Below are 16463 nucleotides of genomic sequence, written 5' to 3'. Positions count from 1 at the left end.
AAAGGGCACGGCGGCGCCGGCCCGGCGTCCGGGGGTCCGGACGCCGCGCTGACTCCTACAGAGCGTAGGAGCTACGGCCCGCGAACGCCACTCAACCCCCTCCGATCGCACGAATTCGACCCAAGGCCTCCGTCCCGTTCGCCCCCCATGGACGGCCCGCCCGCCCCTGACCTGCGGCGCCGAGAGCTTCGGGGGACTGCCCCCGAACAGACCCCTGGGACGCCCCCGAAGAGACCCGGGGGAAGGCCATACTGCGCCCCGGCACCCGCCTCCCTAGCGTTGAAAAGCATGAGAATCCCCCCGATGCTCACTGCCGTCGCGACAGGACTCGCGACCGTTCTGACACCGATCGCGGCCCAGGCCGCACCCGCCGCTCCCGCGGCGAAGACCTGCCCGGCCGACCACGCGTCGGTGCGGAAGGCGCTCGACACCCTCACCTCGTCCGGGGAGACGCCCGGCGTCACCGTCCGGGTGGACGACCCGCGCTGCGGCACGTGGTCCGCCGCGTCCGGGACGGCCGACCTCGCCACCGGACGGCCCATGCCGACCGGCGAACGCACCCGGATCGGCAGCGTCACCAAGTCGTTCACCGCGACCGTGGTGCTCCAGCTCGCCGCCGAGCACCGCCTGTCGCTGGACGACACCGTCGACCGCTGGCTCCCCGGCCTCGTCCGGACGCCGCGCTACGACGGACGGCGCATCACCATCCGGTCGCTGCTCCAGCACACCAGCGGGCTGCCCGACCACAGCGACGCCATGCCCGACGACGTCCGCTGGCGGCACTTCGACCCCGAGCAGCTCGTCGCGATGGCCCTGACGATGGACCCGCCGGACAAGACCTGGACCTACTCGTCCACCAACTTCGTCCTCGCCGCGATGATCGTGCGGAAGGCCACCGGGCACGGCATCGAGGACGAGAGCACCCGGCGCATCCTGCGTCCGCTCGGCATGCGCGACACCTACTGGCCCGGCGACGAGACCGCCATCCGCGGCCCCCACCCGCACGGCTACGTCCACGACGAGAACGGCCGCTGGACGGACTACACCGACCAGAACCTGACCTACGGCGGAGCCGCCGGCGCGCTCGTCTCCACGACCCGCGACCTCGACCGGTTCTTCACCGCGTTGTTCGGCGGACGGCTCCTGCCGCCGCGTCAGCTCGCCGAGATGCGCCGGACCGTCCCCGCCGACCCCGAACGCATCTGGCCCGGCGCGCGCTACGGCCTCGGCCTGATCCAGACGCCCCTGACCTGCGGCGGAACCTGGATCGGCCACGCCGGCGGGGTCGCCGGCTTCGCCACCGTCGCCGGGGTGGGCCCCGGCGGACGCGCCGTCGCCGTCTCCCTCAACGCCGACCCCGACACCCTCCAGGCCCAGAACCACATGCTCGACGTCGTGCAGGCGGCCCTGTGCGAACGTCGCTGAGAAGGAGCCCCCACGTGCGTATCCTCATGGCCCTCGGAGCGTCCGCCGCGATGCTCGTCCCGGCCGTCCCCGCCGCCGCGGCGGCCCCGGCTCCGGCCGACCCGCTCGCCGCGTTCCACCACCAGAAGCTCCGCTGGACCTCCTGCCACATGAAGGAACTGGACGACGCGGGCGCGCGCTGCGCCGACGTGACCGTCCCCCTCGACTACGCCAAGCCGCACGGCCGGACGATCAAGATCGCGATCTCCCGGCTCACGGCGAAGGGCCCCCGCCTCGGCACCATGCTGATCAACGGCGGTGGCCCCGGCCCGGCCATCGACATGCCGCCCTACATCCGCGACATCACCCCGAAGGCCGGACCGCGCTTCGACCTCGTCGGCATGGACCCGCGCGGCCTCGGCCGCAGCGCCCCCGTCGACTGCGGCTGGCCCAGCGGCACCTGGATCCGCTCGGCGGGACTGACCGGGCGCAGCTTCGACGCGTCCGTGACGTTCGCCCGGACCCTCACCCAGCGCTGCGTCACCAAGTACGGCTCGTTCCTGTCGCACATCAGCACCCGCAACATCGCCCGCGACATGGACGTCGTCCGCGCCGCCCTCGGCGAGAAGAAGATCTCCTACAACGGCGCGTCCTACGGCACCTACCTCGGCGCCGTGTACGCCGCGATGTTCCCCGGACGCCTCGACCGCACCGTCCTGGACAGCAACGTCGACCCGGACCGCTGGACCGGGCGCCTCCTCCAGGACGGCGAGCAGGCCAACGAACTGGCCCTCGCCCACTGGGCCGACTGGACGTCCCGCCGCGACGCCACCTACCACCTGGGCCGCACCCGCGCGGACGTCCTCGGGACCGTCCGCGCCGTCATCGCCCGGTCGAGCCGCTCCCCGCTGCTCGTCGGCCCCTACAAGGTGGACGACTCGACCATCCCGACCGTCCTGTTCAACCTGCTCGCCGACGACCGCGACCCGCACCGCACCGCGCTCGCCGAGGCCGTCGCGGACCTGAACCGCGCGGCCCACGGCGAGCACGTCCCCGCGAAGGGAGCCCTGGACGAATCGCTGAAGTTCCTCCTCACCGCGACCGACTCCGCCTACGGCAGCGGCCAGGCCGCGATCATCTGCGGCGACGCCCCGGCCCCGCGCGACATCGCCACCTACCGGCGCGACGTCCGGCGGGGGATCGCCCGGCACCCGATCTTCGGCGCCCTCGGCGAGGCCATCACCCCGTGCGCGTTCTGGCCGTCCCCCCGGGAATCCCTCACCAAGGTCCGGACGACCCTCCCGAGCCTGCTCGTCGGCGCGACCGGCGACACCCGCACGATCTACACCGGAAGCCAGGCCCTGCACCGCGACCTCAAGGGCTCGCGCCTCATCACGCTCAAGGCCGACGTCCACGCCCCCTACCAGGCGTCCTACGGCAACACGTGCGTGAGCGGGGCCGTCGACTCCTACCTGCTCACCGGCCGCCTCCCGGCGGCCGACGCGACCTGCTCCTGATCCGCTGATCCAGGGGTGGGTGGTCGCCGCCGTCCTTCCGGACCGAGGTCAGCATGACGATCACGGCCCCCACGGCGCCGACCGCCCACCCCGCCCCGAAGGCCTGGAAGATCCCCGTGGCGGCCCCGCCCGCCATCACCAGCCCCCCGAGCCCGATGAGGAGGCACCCGACCCGGGAGATCCCGCCCCGCACCCAGGCGTCCCCGAAGGGCCCTCCCTCCTCCCGCCCGCGCCAGAGGATCAGGACGACGGGCACGACCATCACGACACCGATCGCGGCGTAGAACGGCTCGAAATGCGGATGCGGGTGCGGCATCGTCCACCGCGGCGGGTGCCTCACCAACCGGACGATCGTCGTGAGCACGAGCACCGACCCGAGGACGGCGAAGACGGGCCCCACGACACGCACGTAGATCTGGGCCGGCCCGGGGTCGCTCCGCTTCATGAGGCGCCACGGCGGAATCCGCTCCAGCAGCCCGGCGGACCTCTGCGCCTCCTGGCCGAACCGGTCACGAAAGCCGCGGTAGTTCGTCCAGGTCAGAATCCCGACCGTCGTGGCGAACAGCCCTCCGACCAGCAGGAGCAGCGTGGCCCCCGCGCTCTCCTGCTGCCCCGCCGCCGCAAGCACCGACATGTAGCCACCCACCCGAGAAGCGCGGACATGAGGGCAAGATCCTAGATCGCCCCGACCCCCGCATCTAGCCTCTCCGACATGGATCGAATCGAACGCGCGATCGGCGCCGTCGTCGGCTCGGCGCTGGGCGACGCCCTGGGCGCCCCGTACGAGTTCGGCCCCGCCTCCGCGTTCTCCCTGCGCTTTCCCACCGGCCCCGGCGACATGCGCGCCGGCGGGGGCTGGGACCTGGGCGAGGCGACCGACGACACGCAGATGGCCGTCCTGGTGGCCGAGTCCCTCCTCGACCACGGCGGCCTGGACCTGCCGGACGTGTTCGCCCGCTTCCAACGCTGGGCCGCGTCCGACCCGAAGGACATCGGCCTCCAGACCGAAGCCGTCCTGACCAGCGGCGACACCTGGGACATGGCGGCCGCGATCCACTTCCAGACCAACCTGCGCGCGGCCGGGAACGGCGGCCTGATGCGCGCCGCGACCTCGGCGGTGTTCTTCGCCCCCGGCGGACGCGACGCCACCATGGACGCCGGACGCCGCGTCACCGCGCTCACGCACGGGGACGGCGCGGCCTGGGAGGGGACGGCGATCCTGCACGAGCTGGTCCGCGTCGCGCTGGACGGCGCGGACCCCCTCGACGCGCTGCCCGCCACGCTCACGCAGGTCAGGGAGACGCACCGCGAACGCTACGCGCGCGTTCTCGACCCCGCCTGGCACCCGGACGACGCGACCGAGTTCAACGGGGCGGTGTGGCCCTGCCTCGGGTCCGCGGTGTGGGCGGTGCGGAACACGAGCGACTTCACCGGGGCGCTGCGCGCGGCGGTCGACCTCGGCGGCGACACCGACACGGTCGCCGCCGTGACCGGAGCGCTCGCCGGGGCGGTGTACGGCCTGAGCGGAGTCCCGGACCAGTGGCTCGAAGCGCTCCACGTGCCGCTTCCCGGGTTCGGACGCGTCCTGCGCTTCGCGGACCTGCGCGAACTCGCCGAGAGGCTGGCCGCGGGCGCACCCCGCTGACGTCCGCGGTCGCGGTCGCGGTCGCGGACGCGGACGCGTCAGACGGTGTGGACCGACCGTGGAGCCGCGTAACCGACCGGCCCGTCGTACCGGGCCACAGCATGCTCCTGAGCCTCGGCCGGGGTGAGGGAGGGGCCCACGTGCGTGACGAGGAGGCGCCGTGCCCCGGTGGCGCGCGCGGTGTCTCCGGCGTCTCCGGCCGTGTGGTGGACGCGCTCGTCCCCGCCGACGGGCTCCGCGCTGTCGGCCTCGCAAAGAAGCAGGTCACAGCCGTCGGCCAGCTCGGTGAGCGCCGCGCACGGAGCCGTGTCCCCCGAGTAGGCGAGCGCCCTGCCCGCCGCCTCGGCGCGCAGCGCGAAGGCGGGCATCCCGTGGGAGACGGCGCGGCTGGTCAGCGTGAGGCCGCCGACGCGCGCCTCGTGGCCGTCGTGCAGCTCCTCGACGGCGAACGCGTCCTCGATCGGGCTGCGCCGGGACGAGTTGGTGAGGAACCCCGCCAGCCGGTCCGCGATGCCGGACGGCCCGTACAGCGGAATCGGAGCCGGGAGCCGGACGTCGGCGTACAGCGCGCCGTAGAAGGCCGTGAGGAGGTCGGCGGTGTGGTCGGCGTGCAGGTGCGAGATCCAGATCGCGTCCAGCTCGTCCAGCCGGACGTGGCGGCGGAGCTCCGCGAGCGTGCCCGTCCCGGCGTCCACCCACACCCGCGTGCCGCCCGCCGTGAGCAGGTAGCCGGAGCAGGGGTTGTCCGGCGCCGGATACGGGGTCGCGGAGCCGAGGACGGTGAGGGTGAGGTCAGCGTCGGTCATCCGCGCAGGCTAGCCGCAAAAATTTTCGGGGGTAGTGTCCATTTCCCGGTCCTCCGTCCGTGGAAGGGGTGTGCGGCGCGACGGCCGCACGGCGAAGGAACGCGAAGAGGAGCACGACGATGAAGTACATGCTGATGATCTACGCCGGCGCGGTCGAGGCGGACGGGACGCCCGGCGAGGGCAACGGGAACATCGAGGACTGGCAGGCCTTCCACCAGAAGGTCCAGGACGCGGGGATCCTCGTGTCCTCCGAGTCGCTGGCCGACTTCGTCACGGCCACGACCGTCCGGGTCGACGCGTCCGGCGTCCGGACCGTCACCGACGGCCCGTTCACCGAGTCCCGCGAGGTGCTCGGCGGCTTCTACGTGATCGACGTCCCGGACCTGGACGCCGCCCTCGACTGGGCCGCCCTCTGCCCCGGCGCCGAGGGCGAGGGCGCGATGGTGGTCCGCCCGGTCGCCGACTTCGGAGCCTGACCCATGACCGGCGAGCGGGCGTCCGAAGAGGGGCCCTCCGGCACCGGCCTCCGGATCGAGGACGTGTTCCGCGAGGAGCACGGACGCCTGCTCGCCGCCCTCGCCCGCCGGTTCGGCGACCTGGACCTGGCCGAGGAGGCCGCCGCCGACGCGCTGGAGGCGGCGGTCGCCCGCTGGCCGCTGGACGGCGTCCCGCCGAACCCGGGCGGGTGGCTGATGACGACGGCGCGGCGGCGCGCGGTGGACCGGCTGCGCCGCGACCGCGCGCTCGCCGTCCGGCTGGCGATCCTGCAGGTGGACGCCGACCGCTCGGGGCCCTCGCCCGCGACGTCCCACGACGAGGACGACGTCCCGGACGAGCGGCTGCGGCTGTTCTTCACCTGCGCCCACCCGGCGCTGTCCGCCGACGACCGCGTCGCGCTCACGCTGCGCTTCCTCGGCGGGCTGGGCACGCCCGAGGTGGCCCGCGCGTTCCTGGTGCCCGCCGAGACGATGGCGAAGCGCCTCACACGCGCCAAGAAGAAGATCGCCGAGGCGCGGATCCCGTTCCGCGTCCCCGGCGCCGGCGAACTGCCGGAACGGCTGCCCGTCGTCCTCCAGGCCCTCTACTCGATCTTCACCGAGGGCTACGCGGCCAGCTTCGGACCGGGCCTGCAACGCGCCGACCTGGCCGAGGAGGCGATCCGCCTCGCCCGGATCCTGCACCGCCTCCTCCCCGGGGAGCGGAGGGAGACCGCCGGGCTGCTGGCCCTGATGCTGCTCGTCCACGCGCGCCGCGCGACCCGCGTCGGCCCGGACGGCGCGCTCACCCTCCTGGACGACCAGGACCGTGCCCGCTGGGACCGCGACATGATCGACGAGGGCCGGGCCCTGACGGTCACCGCCCTCACCGGCGGCCCGGCCGGCCCCTACGGCGTGCAGGCGGCCATCGCCGCGCTGCACGCGGAGGCGCCGGACGCGGCGTCCACCGACTGGCCGCAGATCGTCGCGCTCTACGGTGTGCTGCTCGCCCTCACGCCGTCCCCGGTCGTGGAGTTCAACCGCGCCATCGCCCTGGCGATGCGCGACGGCGCGGAAGCCGGGCTCGCGCTGCTCGACGCTCTGGGAAACGAGCCGAAACTCCTCACGCACCATCCGTACCACGCCGCCCGAGCCGATCTCCTGGACCGCCTCGGGCGGCGCACGGAGGCCGCGTCGGCATACCGAACCGCTCTGGAACTGGCCGGAACGGACCCCGAACGCGCCTACATCTCCCGCCGCCTGGCCGCACTCGAGTGAGGCCGGGCCCTACCGGACGTCGAGCCAGACCGGGTTCGTCATGGCGGCCATCGCCCCGGGCGTCCCGTCCGCCGCCGCCGCGTGCCGCACCTCCGCGCGCACGTAGGCCGCGTAGGACGGCGTGGTCCGCCACTCGAACGTGCCCGTCCCGGACCCCGGCACAGCGGTGCTGAACAGCGGACCCTCGTCGGTCACGAAACGCACCGTGCAGTCCGGACCGACCCCCGACACCTCCAGCCGGACGGTCACCGGGGCGTCCGCGCGCGCCCGGAGCCGCTCGCCGATGCCCGCGCGCCGTCCGCCGCCCGACACCGTGAAGTCCAGCTCGACGTGCGAGGACTCGGCGATCCAGCTCCGTCCGGCGCGCAGCCCCGCGAGGATCGCCGGACGCGTCAGGTCGTCGGCGAGGACGACCGTCTGCGGCAGCCCGACGACCTGCGGCTCGCGGTGCGCGTCGCTGTTGCCCATCGCGGGCAGCCACTCGCCCCCGCCCCGCGCGGCCTCACCGAGCCGGTTGTCCCAGTCCCCGATCGACATCTCGTCGTCGGGGGAGTAGGTGGAGTTCCACACCTCCACCGCGTCCGCCTCGTCGTAGCCGTACTTCCAGAACGACGCGATGGACGTCCCGTGCGGATGCGCCGGGACCACGATCCCGCCCGCACGGCGGATCCGCCGCGCGTACTTCTCCCACTCCTCGTCGCGCGCGCGGTAGCGCCAGTCGATGAACGTGCCCGGATCGACGCCGATCGCCAGGACGTGCCCGTTCCGCGTGGTGACCTCCTCGCCCGGCAGGATCAGCAGGTCGTCGCCCCACAGCCCGCCGAACGCCCCGTGCGCGGACGAGGTGTTGTGCTCGGTCGTGGTGATGAAGTCGAGCCCTGCGGCGCGCGCTGCCGCGGCGACCTCGGCGGGCGTCCGCTTCCCGTCCGAGTGGACGGTGTGCAGGTGGCAGTCCCCCCGGTACCAGGCGCGTCCCCGCCCCTTGGCCCGCGCCGGCGGGTACACCGGGCGCGGCGTCGTGCCCGCCGTCCCGTACCGCAGGGTGACCGTCACGCTGTAGTTCACTCCCTGCGGCGCGACCGTGTACGGCCCGAGGACGACATGCCAGGTCCCGGCGTTGACCGGGCCCGCCAGGTAGCCGGGCGTGGCCTGTTCGGCGCTGATCGCGAACTCGGTCCGCGCGCCGCCCGACCAGCCGCGGAACCCGCTCCCGCCGAGCTCCGTGCCGCGCTCGTCGAAGACGCCGATGTCGCAGGCGTTCCCCGCGGTCCCGGACGGCACGGACGGCCGGTCGTAGGAGTAGGAGACCGCGATCTCCCGGACCCCGCGCGGCACCTGGACCGGCAGGTACACGTAGTCGGCGGCGCCGGTCGGCAGGTGCCCGGTGACCGTCCGGGTCGCCTCTCCGGACCCGGGGGCCCCGCCCGGGACGGCGCCGGGCGCGTCCGCGTTCGCGAACGTGACGGGGTCGAGCGTGAGCACCCCCGCACCGGCGATGACCGAGAGCCTGAGTACGTCGCGACGTCGCATGCGTCCCTCCCACGGGATCGAGAACCGCCGGTCAGACTCGTCCCCGCCGGTGACGTCCGCGCGACACGTCGAAGATCATCGGATGGCGAACCGGCGACGTCCGGGCACCCCGGGCCTCCGCTCTGAAGAACAGAACCGTTCCCTGGAGGCCGGGTTCCTGGCAGGATCCCAGCGGGACCGGTCCAGGGCCGGACCCACGGCCGCGCGAGGGGAGCAGCACCGGATGGAACCGCTGCGGGACGCCGATCCGCGCCGGGTGGGCCGCTACCGGCTCGTCGCCCGGCTGGGCGGCGGCGGAATGGGCGAGGTGTTCCTCGGCAGCTCGCCCGGCGGGATGACCGTCGCGGTCAAGATCGTCCGGGAGCACCTGCTGGTCGGCGACCCGGCGTTCCGCGAGCGGTTCGCCCGCGAGGTCGCCGCCGCCCGCCTCGTCGGCGGCTTCTACACCGCCCAGGTCGTGGACGCCGACACCGACGCCGAACCGCCCTGGCTCGCCACCGCCTACATCCCCGGCCCGTCCCTGTACGACGCCGTCCGCGAACGCGGCGAACCCCTTCCCGAGCACGCCGTCCGGGTGCTCGGCGCGGGCCTCGCCGAGGGGCTCGCGGCCGTCCACGACCGGGGCGTCGTCCACCGCGACCTGACCCCGCGCAACGTGATCCTCGCGGACGGCGGCCCGCGCATCATCGACTTCGGCATCGCCCGCGCCCTGGACGCCGCACCGCAGAACCCCGCCACCGCCGTCCTCGGCACCCCCGAGTTCATGTCGCCCGAGCAGGCGAGGGGACGCCGGACCGGGCCGTCCGGGGACGTGTTCTCGCTCGGGTCCGTCCTCGCGTTCGCCGCGACCGGCCGCAGCCCCTTCGCGGCCGAGTCCCCGCTCGCGTCGCTGCACCGCGTCATCGACGACCCGCCCGACCTGCGGGGCGTCCCCGCCGGACTGCGCCCGCTCGTTGCCGCCTGCCTCAGCAAGGACGCGGACGCCCGTCCGTCCGTCGACGACGTCCTGGCCCGCCTCACCTCGCCCGCCGAGGCCGTCACCGAATGGCTGCCCCGGGACGTGGCGGACATGGTCACCGACTACCGCACGCGCACGAGCAGCGCACTCCGCCCGACCCGCGTCTACACCGAAGCCCCACCCGGAAAGCCGGAACGCCCGAAACCGAAGCCGAAACCGAAGCCGAAGCCCGCGGCCCGCCCCGCCCCGAAACCGGCGGCGAAACCGGCGGCGAAAGCGGCGACCAAGCCACCCGCGAACACCCGTCCGCCGTCCCCACCGGTGAAGACGGCCCCACCGCCGAAGCCCGCGGCGTCACCGTCATCGTCCTCGGGCGACTCCGACAACGAGATCCCCAAGATCCTCGCGGGTCTGGCGGCGATCGCGGCGGGGATCGCCTTCCTGCACTTCTACGTGGGCGGCGCGCGCGGCGCGGCGGTCGGCGACTGCGTCTACCAGTGGAACAACAGGGTCTGGAACAAGGACCCCTGCAAGCATCCGATCATCGGCGAGACCAGCTACATGGTGACCGCGCGGCTGACCCCGTACGGTTCGACCGGCTACTGCCCCGGCATGGTCGACCGCACGGCCGTCTTCACGGCGACCAAGAAGCAGTACGCGGTGACCCTGTGCCTGCGGGCCCTGAAACGGAACTGAGGGTCAGGCGCGCGTGGCGGTGAAGTGGAGCGCGACGTCGGCGGGCGCGCTCGCGGACGCGGCGTCGCGTGCGACGGACGTCGAGATCTCGTAGACGACCTCGTGGTCGTCGCCGTCGCCGCGGCCCGTCCAGCGGCCGAACGCCCGGTTCCGCCGGGCGAGGTCGAGCAGCGACCCGCTGAACACCGGGAACGGCATCAGCTCGCCCGCGTGCTCGAAGACCCCGACGTGCACGTCCCGGGACGCGGTGGACGGGTCAGCGCACTCGACGCTGAGGGCGACCACGGCGTCCTCGTCGGCCCGGTACCGGACGATGACGGTGTCCCGGTGGTGCTCGCCGGGCTCGAGCGCGCCGACGTGCAGGTCGCTGACGATCTCCCCGCCGGGGCTCAGCGACAGCACGGGCACGGCCGCCTCCGACGAACGGGGCGGGGACGCGAGGGGCGGCGACGAAACGGGCAGGCCAGCGGGGGCGGACGAGGGCTGAACGGTCATGAAACGACTCCTCCGACGCACTGTCTTTAGTCGTACTAACTACCTGGAGGAGTCGAATATTCCCTGGTCAGCGCATGTGCAGCGCCTCCCAGGCGCTCCCGATGACCTCGGGAAGCCCGGACCGCTCGGGCTCCCACCCGAGATCACGGCGGATCGCCGCCGCGTCGCACAGCAGCAGCGGAGGCTCCGGCGACGGCGGCCGGTGGACGACCGGCACGTCCCGTCCGGTGACGTTCTCGACCGTCCCGATCACCTCCGCCACCGACGCCCCGATCCCGGACCCGACGTTGTAGGTCCGATGCGTCCCGGGCGCTCCGGCTGCCAGCGCCAGCTCGTACGCGCGCGCGAGGTCGTCCACATGCAGGTACTCCCGGACGGCCCCGCCGTCGCCGTTCACCTCCAGATGCGGAGTGTCTCCCTTGGCCACGGCAAGCGCGCGCGGGATGAGCCGCGTCGGGTCGGGGTCGCCGCGTCCGTCCACCGAGCCGGACACGTTGAACGTCCGCAGCACCACCGCGCCGATCCGTCCCGTGGCCGCCTGGTACCGGACGGCGTCCTCGGCGGCCAGCTTGGACGTCCCATAGGGACTGGACGGCGAGGCCGACTGCGACTCGGGAATGGGCTGGCTCTCGGGCGTCCCATAGACGGCCGCCGTCGACCCGTACACGACCGTGGGCGAACCCTTCAGTGCGTCAAGAAGGTGCACCGTGCCCTGAACGTTGGCGGTGAAGAAGCGCAGCGGCTCGGTGAACGACTCGCGCACGCGCGTGAGCGCGGCCAGATGACAGACCGCGTCGTACGCCTCGTCCAAGGCGAGCGGCGTGAGCAGGTCTCCGACGACGGGACGCACCCCCTGCGGCAACGCCCTGTCGGGCGCGCGCACGAGCCCGTCCACCTGATGCCCGGCCGTCACCAGCCGGCGCCCTACCGCGTACCCGACGTAACCCGCAGCCCCCGTGACCAATACGCGCATCCGCCCAGCATGACGAGCGATGCCTGGTCGGGCAACGTCACCGCCACCTGGCGTGTCACATCGGCCGGAGGCTCACAGACGGGAGTAGACGCCGGGGTATCCGGGACGCGCGCACCCGTACGCCCACGAGGTCAACCCGACGACACGACCGTTCACCAGCAACGGCCCGCCACTGTCGAACTGGCACGTGTCGGCCTTCGGCGAGCCCGCGCACAGCATGTCGGACGCGTCGAACGACGTCCCATAGGCCGAAGCGCACGCCGCGTTACCACGCAGGGGAACCGTCGCCGCGTGCAACCGCGTGTTGAACAGGTCCGACTCCGACGTCGTCCCCCATCCGACGACCTCGCCCGCGCGCGCGTCGCCGGGACGTCCTGTCGCGGCGGTCGGCCGGTTCACGCGCCGCTTGAGTGTCAGGACGGCGACGTCGTGATGCTCGACGTCCTCGCTCTTGAACTTCGTCTCGTGATAGCGCGGATCGACCCAGACGCTCTTCACGTCCACGGCCTCGCCGCCCTTGCCCCGCAGGTCGCTCAGCCCGAACGTGACCCGCAGGACGCCCGGCAGGCCCCGCACGGCCCCGACGCAGTGCGCGGCGGTCAGCACCTTGTCGGGCGCGGTGAGCGCGCCGCCGCAGAACTGCCCGGCGGGACGCAGGAAGAAGAACGGCGAGCCGACGGCCCCCAGCCACGGGTACCGCGCGGCGGACGCCTCCCGTCCGTGGACGACCGCCGAGGCGGACGCGACGGGCAGCAGGGCGGAGACGGACGCGGCGGCAGCGGCGGTGAGAGCGGCACGGCGCAGAGGGGAGGAGAGTGCCATACAGCGAATGTAGGAAATCACAGGACTTGTCGCACGGTGTTCCGTCCGTCCCGAAGTCCCGCCGTCCCCCGCCGCTCGTACCGCGGGAAGTACAGCAGCGCCGCCAGCGCGACCGCGAAACCGCCCGTGCGCAGCGCGAACGGCACCGGGTCGGACGGCCAGCCCTCATGGAACAGCACCGTGCTCGCCAGCACCAGATAGCCGCGGCCGATGACGGTCAGCACCGTCGCGATGATCGCCAGACGGCACCGCTGCAACGCCACCTGCAACTGCCCGAGCGCCAGCGCCGCGAGCCCCAGCGTCAGGTACGGGTACGGCGTGTCCAGGACGGCCAGGACGTCATGCCGCGAGTCCTCGTACACCAGCGCCATGCCCCGGATGCCCGCCTCGGCCAGCCCGGCGCACGCGCCCGCCCCGATCCCGTACGCGACCCCGGCCAGCCGCCGCGCGTGCCGTCCGCCCGCCCGCCGGTCCCCGACCAGCCACACCAGCCCCGCGACCAGCAGCGCCGGGACCGTCACCGCGACCATCGGCCACGGGTCGGCGAGGGTGTGCCGCCACCCCCGCCCGGCCGCCGCCGGCGCCGCCCCCTCCCCGGCCGACAGCCCGACCAGCACCGTCGCGGCCACGAACAGCGCCACGCTCGTCCACTCGCGCCGGGTCATCCGCTCGCCGAGCACCGCCACCGCGTAGACCACCAGCAGGACGAGGCTGACGGCGAACGCCGGCTGCGCCACCGCGAGCGGCAGCTCCTCGAACGCCACCACCTCGCCGGCCAGCCCCGCGAACAGCAGCAGCCCGCCGCCGAACCACACCGGATCGGTCAACATCGTCCAGGCCACATGAAACGGACGGCTGCCCCGCAAGGGCGGCATTCGCCCGGCAGCCGTCCGGAAGACCACAAAAGCGACGTAGTACGTGCTGGTCGCGAGCAGGGCGAGCGCTGCGTATCCGAGGTCGTGGCCCATCGGCGGGACCTTTCGGGGGCGGGGCGGCGGGGGAGTCGGGACGACACCCTTCCGTGTCCGCCCATTCCCTGACAATCCCTCAGGCGAATTCCGGCGACACTTGTGTCATCCCGGGAGCGTCCCGACGCGTCCTATCGTCCGCTCTGCCCGCATTACGCCCCCGATCCGTCCGTGTGGACGGCGGCCCGGCGGCCTACTTCCAGTTGCGCCCGGCGCGGGAGATCCGCCGGACCAGCGACGGCGGAACCGCCCGGCTCAGCGTCACGATCGCCTTGTACCGCGCCCCCGGGATGCTGACCTCGACGCCCCGCCGCAGGTCCCGCAACGCGTCGTCGACGACCCTGTCCTGGTCGAGCCACATGAACCCGGGGATCCGCGACACGTCCATCCCGGCGCGCTGGTGGAACTCGGTGTGCACGAACCCCGGGCACAGCGCCATGACCCGCACCCGCTCCGCGCCGGGACGCCCCGCGATCTCGGACGCCGCGGCCTGCGAGAACGACACCACCCACGCCTTGGACGCGCCGTAGGTGCCCCGCGTCGCGAACGCCGCCACCGACGAGACGTTGACGACCCCGCCGTGCCCCCGCTCCAGCATCCCCGGCAGCGCCGCGGACGTCAGCCGCAGCACCGCCTCGCAGTGCACCTTCAGCATCGTCAGCTCGTCCGCGATCGGGGCGTCCAGGAACGCGCCCTGGTTGCCGAACCCGGCGTTGTTGACGAGCAGGTCCACGCCCTCGCGCAGCCGCTCCTCCGCCTTTCCGACGCCCTCGTCGGTGGACAGGTCGGCGGACAGCGTCTCGACCTGGACGCCGTACCTGTCGCGCAACTCGTGCGCGCGCGTGTCCAGGCGCTTCGCGTCGCGGGCGAGCAGAACCAGATCGAATCCGTCGGAGGCCAGGCGGCGGGCGAACGCCGCGCCCAGGCCCGCGGTCGCACCAGTGATCAGAGCAGTCGGCATGCCTGCGAGCCTAGGCCGTCCGGTTCCCGCGTTCCCGGCGCGGCCCCTCGCCCTTCCGCCCTCGCAGGAAGTCCCCGGGGGCCGGACGGCGTGTCGCGTTCCGGTACGCGAACGTGAACCCCGGCCAGTTGTTGACGATCCGCCCGTCCTCCGTCATGTACCAGGACCGGCAGCCGCTGTTCCAGACGGTCGCCCGCAGCAGCTCCTGCATCCTCCGGTCGAACGCGTCCTGGACGTCCGGACGCACCTCGATCCAGTCCAGCCCCGCCCGCCGCATCGCCTCCACGCACCCGACCACGTACCGGAACTGCGACTCCAGCATGTAGATGATCGAGTTGTGGCCCAGGTTGGTGTACGGCCCGTAGAGCAGGAACAGGTTCGGGAACCCGCTGACCGTGATGCCCAGATGCGCGGACGCCCCGCCGTCCCGCCACGCCTCGCCCAGCTCCCGCCCGCCCCGTCCGACGATCTTCATCGGCGCCAGGAAGTCGGTGGAGGCGAACCCGGTGGCGTACACGATCGCGTCCACCTCCCGAGCGCGCCCATCGGCCGTGACCACCCCGTCCGCCGTGATCCGCGCGACGGCCTCGGTCACCAGCTCGACGTGCGGCTCCCCGAACGCGGGGTAGTAGTCGTCCGACAGCAGGATCCGCTTGCACCCCATCGGATAGTCCGGACGCAGCCGCTCCCGCAGCTCCGCGTCCTGAACCCCCTGCCCCAGCGACTTCCGGAACCGCCAAGCCATCAGGCCCATCAACTTCGGATACTTCACGAACCCCAGCGCCCGCGCCTCGAACTGCGCATAAATCCGCGCCCGGCTCACCGCGTAGGCCCCGGGCACCGCCCGCAGGACACCCTTCTCCCACGTCCGGTACGGACGATCCGGCTTGGAGATCACATACGGCGCCGACCGCTGGAACACGTGCAGCCGCCCCGCCGCCCTCGCCAGCTCCGGGACGATCTGGATCGCGCTGGCCCCCGTCCCCACCACGGCGACCCGCTTCCCGCGCAGATCCACCCCGTGATCCCACCGGGACGAGTGGAACGCCGCCCCCGCGAACGAGTCCCGCCCCTCGATCTCCGGCAGGACGGCCCGGTTCAGCTGCCCGCACGCCGAGACGAGCACCCGCGCGGCGACCACCCCGGACGAGGTGGACACCCGCCAGGCGCTCTCCGCCTCGTCCCACTCCGCCCCGGTCACCTCCGTCCCGAACCGGATCCGGGGGAGCACCTCGTACTTGCGCGCGCAGTGCCACAGGTATCCGAGGATCTCCTCCTGCGGCGGGAACCTGCGGCTCCAGTCCGTCTTCCGCTCGAACGAGAACGAGTACAGATGGGACGGCACGTCGCACGCCGCCCCCGGATACGTGTTGTCCCGCCACGTCCCACCGAGCCCGCCGGCCTTCTCCAGCACCACCAGGTCCACAACGCCGGCCTGCCGCAGCCGGATCGCCATCCCGATCCCGCCGAACCCGCTGCCAATGATCACCACGTCGTGCGGAGCACCCATGCCGCCACCCGAATCTCGTTCTGTCCGGACGTCTCCGAGCGTAGTGAGCAACCGGTCACCTGACCAGGAACCCGCACGCCCACCGCTCCTCCGCAATCGAGTTGCAGGCACTCCACCCGTCGGGTAGTGTCACTCCTCGCGCCTTGAGGGATGCAGGACGCCGCTGAGCGGTGGCCGGCCCGGTGTGCGCGACCATCACTGATCATGCGGATCCGATTCGTCGTGCCCGCATGTCCTGATGGCGTCAGAAAGGCTCGATTTTGCGAATCGGCGCCGGTCTGGTGAAATAGAAGGGCCGCAGGGAACGGCCGCGAAAGCGGACGGGAAGTGCGGAAATCAGAATCAGCCGGAAATTGACAAGCCGGCCGGAACTGATAAAGTAAGAGAGTCGCCACGGAGCGAAGGCCGCGGAAACGCGGACGGA

Annotated in this window: 16 protein-coding genes; 6 read left to right on the top strand and 10 right to left on the bottom strand. The window is 73.0% G+C overall.

Annotated features, from left to right (window positions below):
- Positions 1 to 303: 303 nt before the first annotated feature.
- Both EBO15_RS34860 and EBO15_RS34855 read left to right on the top strand, forming a co-directional pair.
- Complete coding sequence (locus EBO15_RS34860; RefSeq protein WP_122198740.1) at positions 304 to 1425, top strand: serine hydrolase domain-containing protein; 1122 nt, start codon at positions 304 to 306, stop codon at positions 1423 to 1425.
- 14 nt (positions 1426 to 1439) lie between these two features.
- A complete protein-coding gene (locus tag EBO15_RS34855) occupies positions 1440 to 2921 on the top strand; it encodes an alpha/beta fold hydrolase (RefSeq protein ID WP_199744990.1) in 1482 nt (493 codons plus the stop codon).
- On the opposite strand, the gene EBO15_RS34850 is transcribed toward EBO15_RS34855, so the two are convergent.
- The gene (locus EBO15_RS34850; protein WP_122198738.1) at positions 2881 to 3555 is read right to left on the bottom strand and encodes a hypothetical protein; all 675 of its coding nucleotides are present in this window, start codon (positions 3553 to 3555) and stop codon (positions 2881 to 2883) included. The two genes, EBO15_RS34855 and EBO15_RS34850, sit on opposite strands and share 41 nt — an antisense overlap.
- A 78-nt stretch (positions 3556 to 3633) precedes the next feature.
- On the opposite strand from EBO15_RS34850, the gene EBO15_RS34845 reads away from it, so the two are divergent.
- Positions 3634 to 4566: an ADP-ribosylglycohydrolase family protein gene (locus tag EBO15_RS34845; protein ID WP_122198737.1), complete on the top strand. Its 933-nt coding sequence runs from the start codon at positions 3634 to 3636 to the stop codon at positions 4564 to 4566.
- A 38-nt stretch (positions 4567 to 4604) separates the two neighbouring features.
- Here the strand turns inward: EBO15_RS34845 and EBO15_RS34840 are convergent, their stop codons facing one another.
- The gene (locus EBO15_RS34840; protein WP_122198736.1) at positions 4605 to 5372 is read right to left on the bottom strand and encodes an MBL fold metallo-hydrolase; all 768 of its coding nucleotides are present in this window, start codon (positions 5370 to 5372) and stop codon (positions 4605 to 4607) included.
- A 119-nt stretch (positions 5373 to 5491) separates the two neighbouring features.
- Between EBO15_RS34840 and EBO15_RS34835 the strand changes: the two genes are divergently transcribed.
- Positions 5492 to 5848, top strand: a complete 357-nt coding sequence (locus EBO15_RS34835) for a YciI family protein (RefSeq protein WP_122198735.1) — start codon at positions 5492 to 5494, stop codon at positions 5846 to 5848.
- Positions 5849 to 5851: 3 nt separating this feature from the next.
- Positions 5852 to 7126, top strand: coding sequence for an RNA polymerase sigma factor (locus tag EBO15_RS34830; RefSeq protein ID WP_122198734.1), 1275 nt, complete (start codon positions 5852 to 5854; stop codon positions 7124 to 7126).
- A 9-nt stretch (positions 7127 to 7135) separates the two neighbouring features.
- Here EBO15_RS34830 and EBO15_RS34825 read toward each other — a convergent pair whose 3' ends face one another.
- The gene (locus EBO15_RS34825; protein ID WP_199744989.1) at positions 7136 to 8656 is read right to left on the bottom strand and encodes a CehA/McbA family metallohydrolase; all 1521 of its coding nucleotides are present in this window, start codon (positions 8654 to 8656) and stop codon (positions 7136 to 7138) included.
- 223 nt (positions 8657 to 8879) lie between these two features.
- Between EBO15_RS34825 and EBO15_RS34820 the strand changes: the two genes are divergently transcribed.
- Entirely contained in the window at positions 8880 to 10310 is a 1431-nt protein-coding gene (locus tag EBO15_RS34820) for a serine/threonine-protein kinase (RefSeq protein ID WP_158628443.1), read from the top strand.
- A 3-nt stretch (positions 10311 to 10313) separates the two neighbouring features.
- Here the strand turns inward: EBO15_RS34820 and EBO15_RS34815 are convergent, their stop codons facing one another.
- The 7 genes from EBO15_RS34815 to EBO15_RS46445 all read right to left on the bottom strand — a co-directional run.
- Positions 10314 to 10805, bottom strand: a complete 492-nt coding sequence (locus tag EBO15_RS34815) for a hypothetical protein (protein WP_147481793.1) — start codon at positions 10803 to 10805, stop codon at positions 10314 to 10316.
- 67 nt (positions 10806 to 10872) lie between these two features.
- Positions 10873 to 11778, bottom strand: a complete 906-nt coding sequence (locus EBO15_RS34810) for an NAD-dependent epimerase/dehydratase family protein (RefSeq protein ID WP_122198730.1) — start codon at positions 11776 to 11778, stop codon at positions 10873 to 10875.
- Between the two features lie 72 nt (positions 11779 to 11850).
- Positions 11851 to 12600 (bottom strand): serine protease, encoded by a 750-nt coding sequence (locus EBO15_RS34805; protein WP_122198729.1) that lies wholly within the window; start codon positions 12598 to 12600, stop codon positions 11851 to 11853.
- Between the two features lie 17 nt (positions 12601 to 12617).
- A complete protein-coding gene (locus EBO15_RS34800) occupies positions 12618 to 13568 on the bottom strand; it encodes a DMT family transporter (protein ID WP_122198728.1) in 951 nt (316 codons plus the stop codon).
- Positions 13569 to 13761: 193 nt separating this feature from the next.
- Entirely contained in the window at positions 13762 to 14529 is a 768-nt protein-coding gene (locus EBO15_RS34795; protein WP_122198727.1) for an SDR family NAD(P)-dependent oxidoreductase, read from the bottom strand.
- Between the two features lie 10 nt (positions 14530 to 14539).
- Positions 14540 to 16039, bottom strand: coding sequence for a flavin-containing monooxygenase (locus EBO15_RS34790; protein WP_122198726.1), 1500 nt, complete (start codon positions 16037 to 16039; stop codon positions 14540 to 14542).
- Between the two features lie 244 nt (positions 16040 to 16283).
- Positions 16284 to 16463: hypothetical protein (locus EBO15_RS46445; protein ID WP_233616638.1), on the bottom strand; the 180-nt coding region annotated here is incomplete at its 5' end.

This window comes from Actinomadura harenae, assembly GCF_003696215.1.
GTDB lineage: Bacteria > Actinomycetota > Actinomycetes > Streptosporangiales > Streptosporangiaceae > Spirillospora > Spirillospora harenae.
Note: the sequence above shows the minus strand (reverse complement) of the source record. Positions and strands in the feature narration are given on the sequence as shown.

Excerpts from the sequence above, each read along its gene's own strand:
- EBO15_RS34795 (WP_122198727.1), bottom strand. The coding sequence starts at position 14,529 with ATGCCGACTGCTCTGATCACTGGTGCGACCGCGGGCCTGGGCGCGGCG.
- EBO15_RS34860 (WP_122198740.1), top strand. The coding sequence starts at position 304 with ATGCTCACTGCCGTCGCGACAGGACTCGCGACCGTTCTGACACCGATC.
- EBO15_RS34790 (WP_122198726.1), bottom strand. The coding sequence starts at position 16,039 with ATGGGTGCTCCGCACGACGTGGTGATCATTGGCAGCGGGTTCGGCGGG.
- EBO15_RS34825 (WP_199744989.1), bottom strand. The coding sequence starts at position 8,656 with ATGCGACGTCGCGACGTACTCAGGCTCTCGGTCATCGCCGGTGCGGGG.
- EBO15_RS34850 (WP_122198738.1), bottom strand. The coding sequence starts at position 3,555 with ATGTCGGTGCTTGCGGCGGCGGGGCAGCAGGAGAGCGCGGGGGCCACG.
- EBO15_RS34840 (WP_122198736.1), bottom strand. The coding sequence starts at position 5,372 with ATGACCGACGCTGACCTCACCCTCACCGTCCTCGGCTCCGCGACCCCG.
- EBO15_RS34820 (WP_158628443.1), top strand. The coding sequence starts at position 8,880 with ATGGAACCGCTGCGGGACGCCGATCCGCGCCGGGTGGGCCGCTACCGG.
- EBO15_RS34845 (WP_122198737.1), top strand. The coding sequence starts at position 3,634 with ATGGATCGAATCGAACGCGCGATCGGCGCCGTCGTCGGCTCGGCGCTG.
- EBO15_RS34800 (WP_122198728.1), bottom strand. The coding sequence starts at position 13,568 with ATGGGCCACGACCTCGGATACGCAGCGCTCGCCCTGCTCGCGACCAGC.
- EBO15_RS34815 (WP_147481793.1), bottom strand. The coding sequence starts at position 10,805 with ATGACCGTTCAGCCCTCGTCCGCCCCCGCTGGCCTGCCCGTTTCGTCG.
- EBO15_RS34805 (WP_122198729.1), bottom strand. The coding sequence starts at position 12,600 with ATGGCACTCTCCTCCCCTCTGCGCCGTGCCGCTCTCACCGCCGCTGCC.
- EBO15_RS34830 (WP_122198734.1), top strand. The coding sequence starts at position 5,852 with ATGACCGGCGAGCGGGCGTCCGAAGAGGGGCCCTCCGGCACCGGCCTC.
- EBO15_RS34835 (WP_122198735.1), top strand. The coding sequence starts at position 5,492 with ATGAAGTACATGCTGATGATCTACGCCGGCGCGGTCGAGGCGGACGGG.
- EBO15_RS34810 (WP_122198730.1), bottom strand. The coding sequence starts at position 11,778 with ATGCGCGTATTGGTCACGGGGGCTGCGGGTTACGTCGGGTACGCGGTA.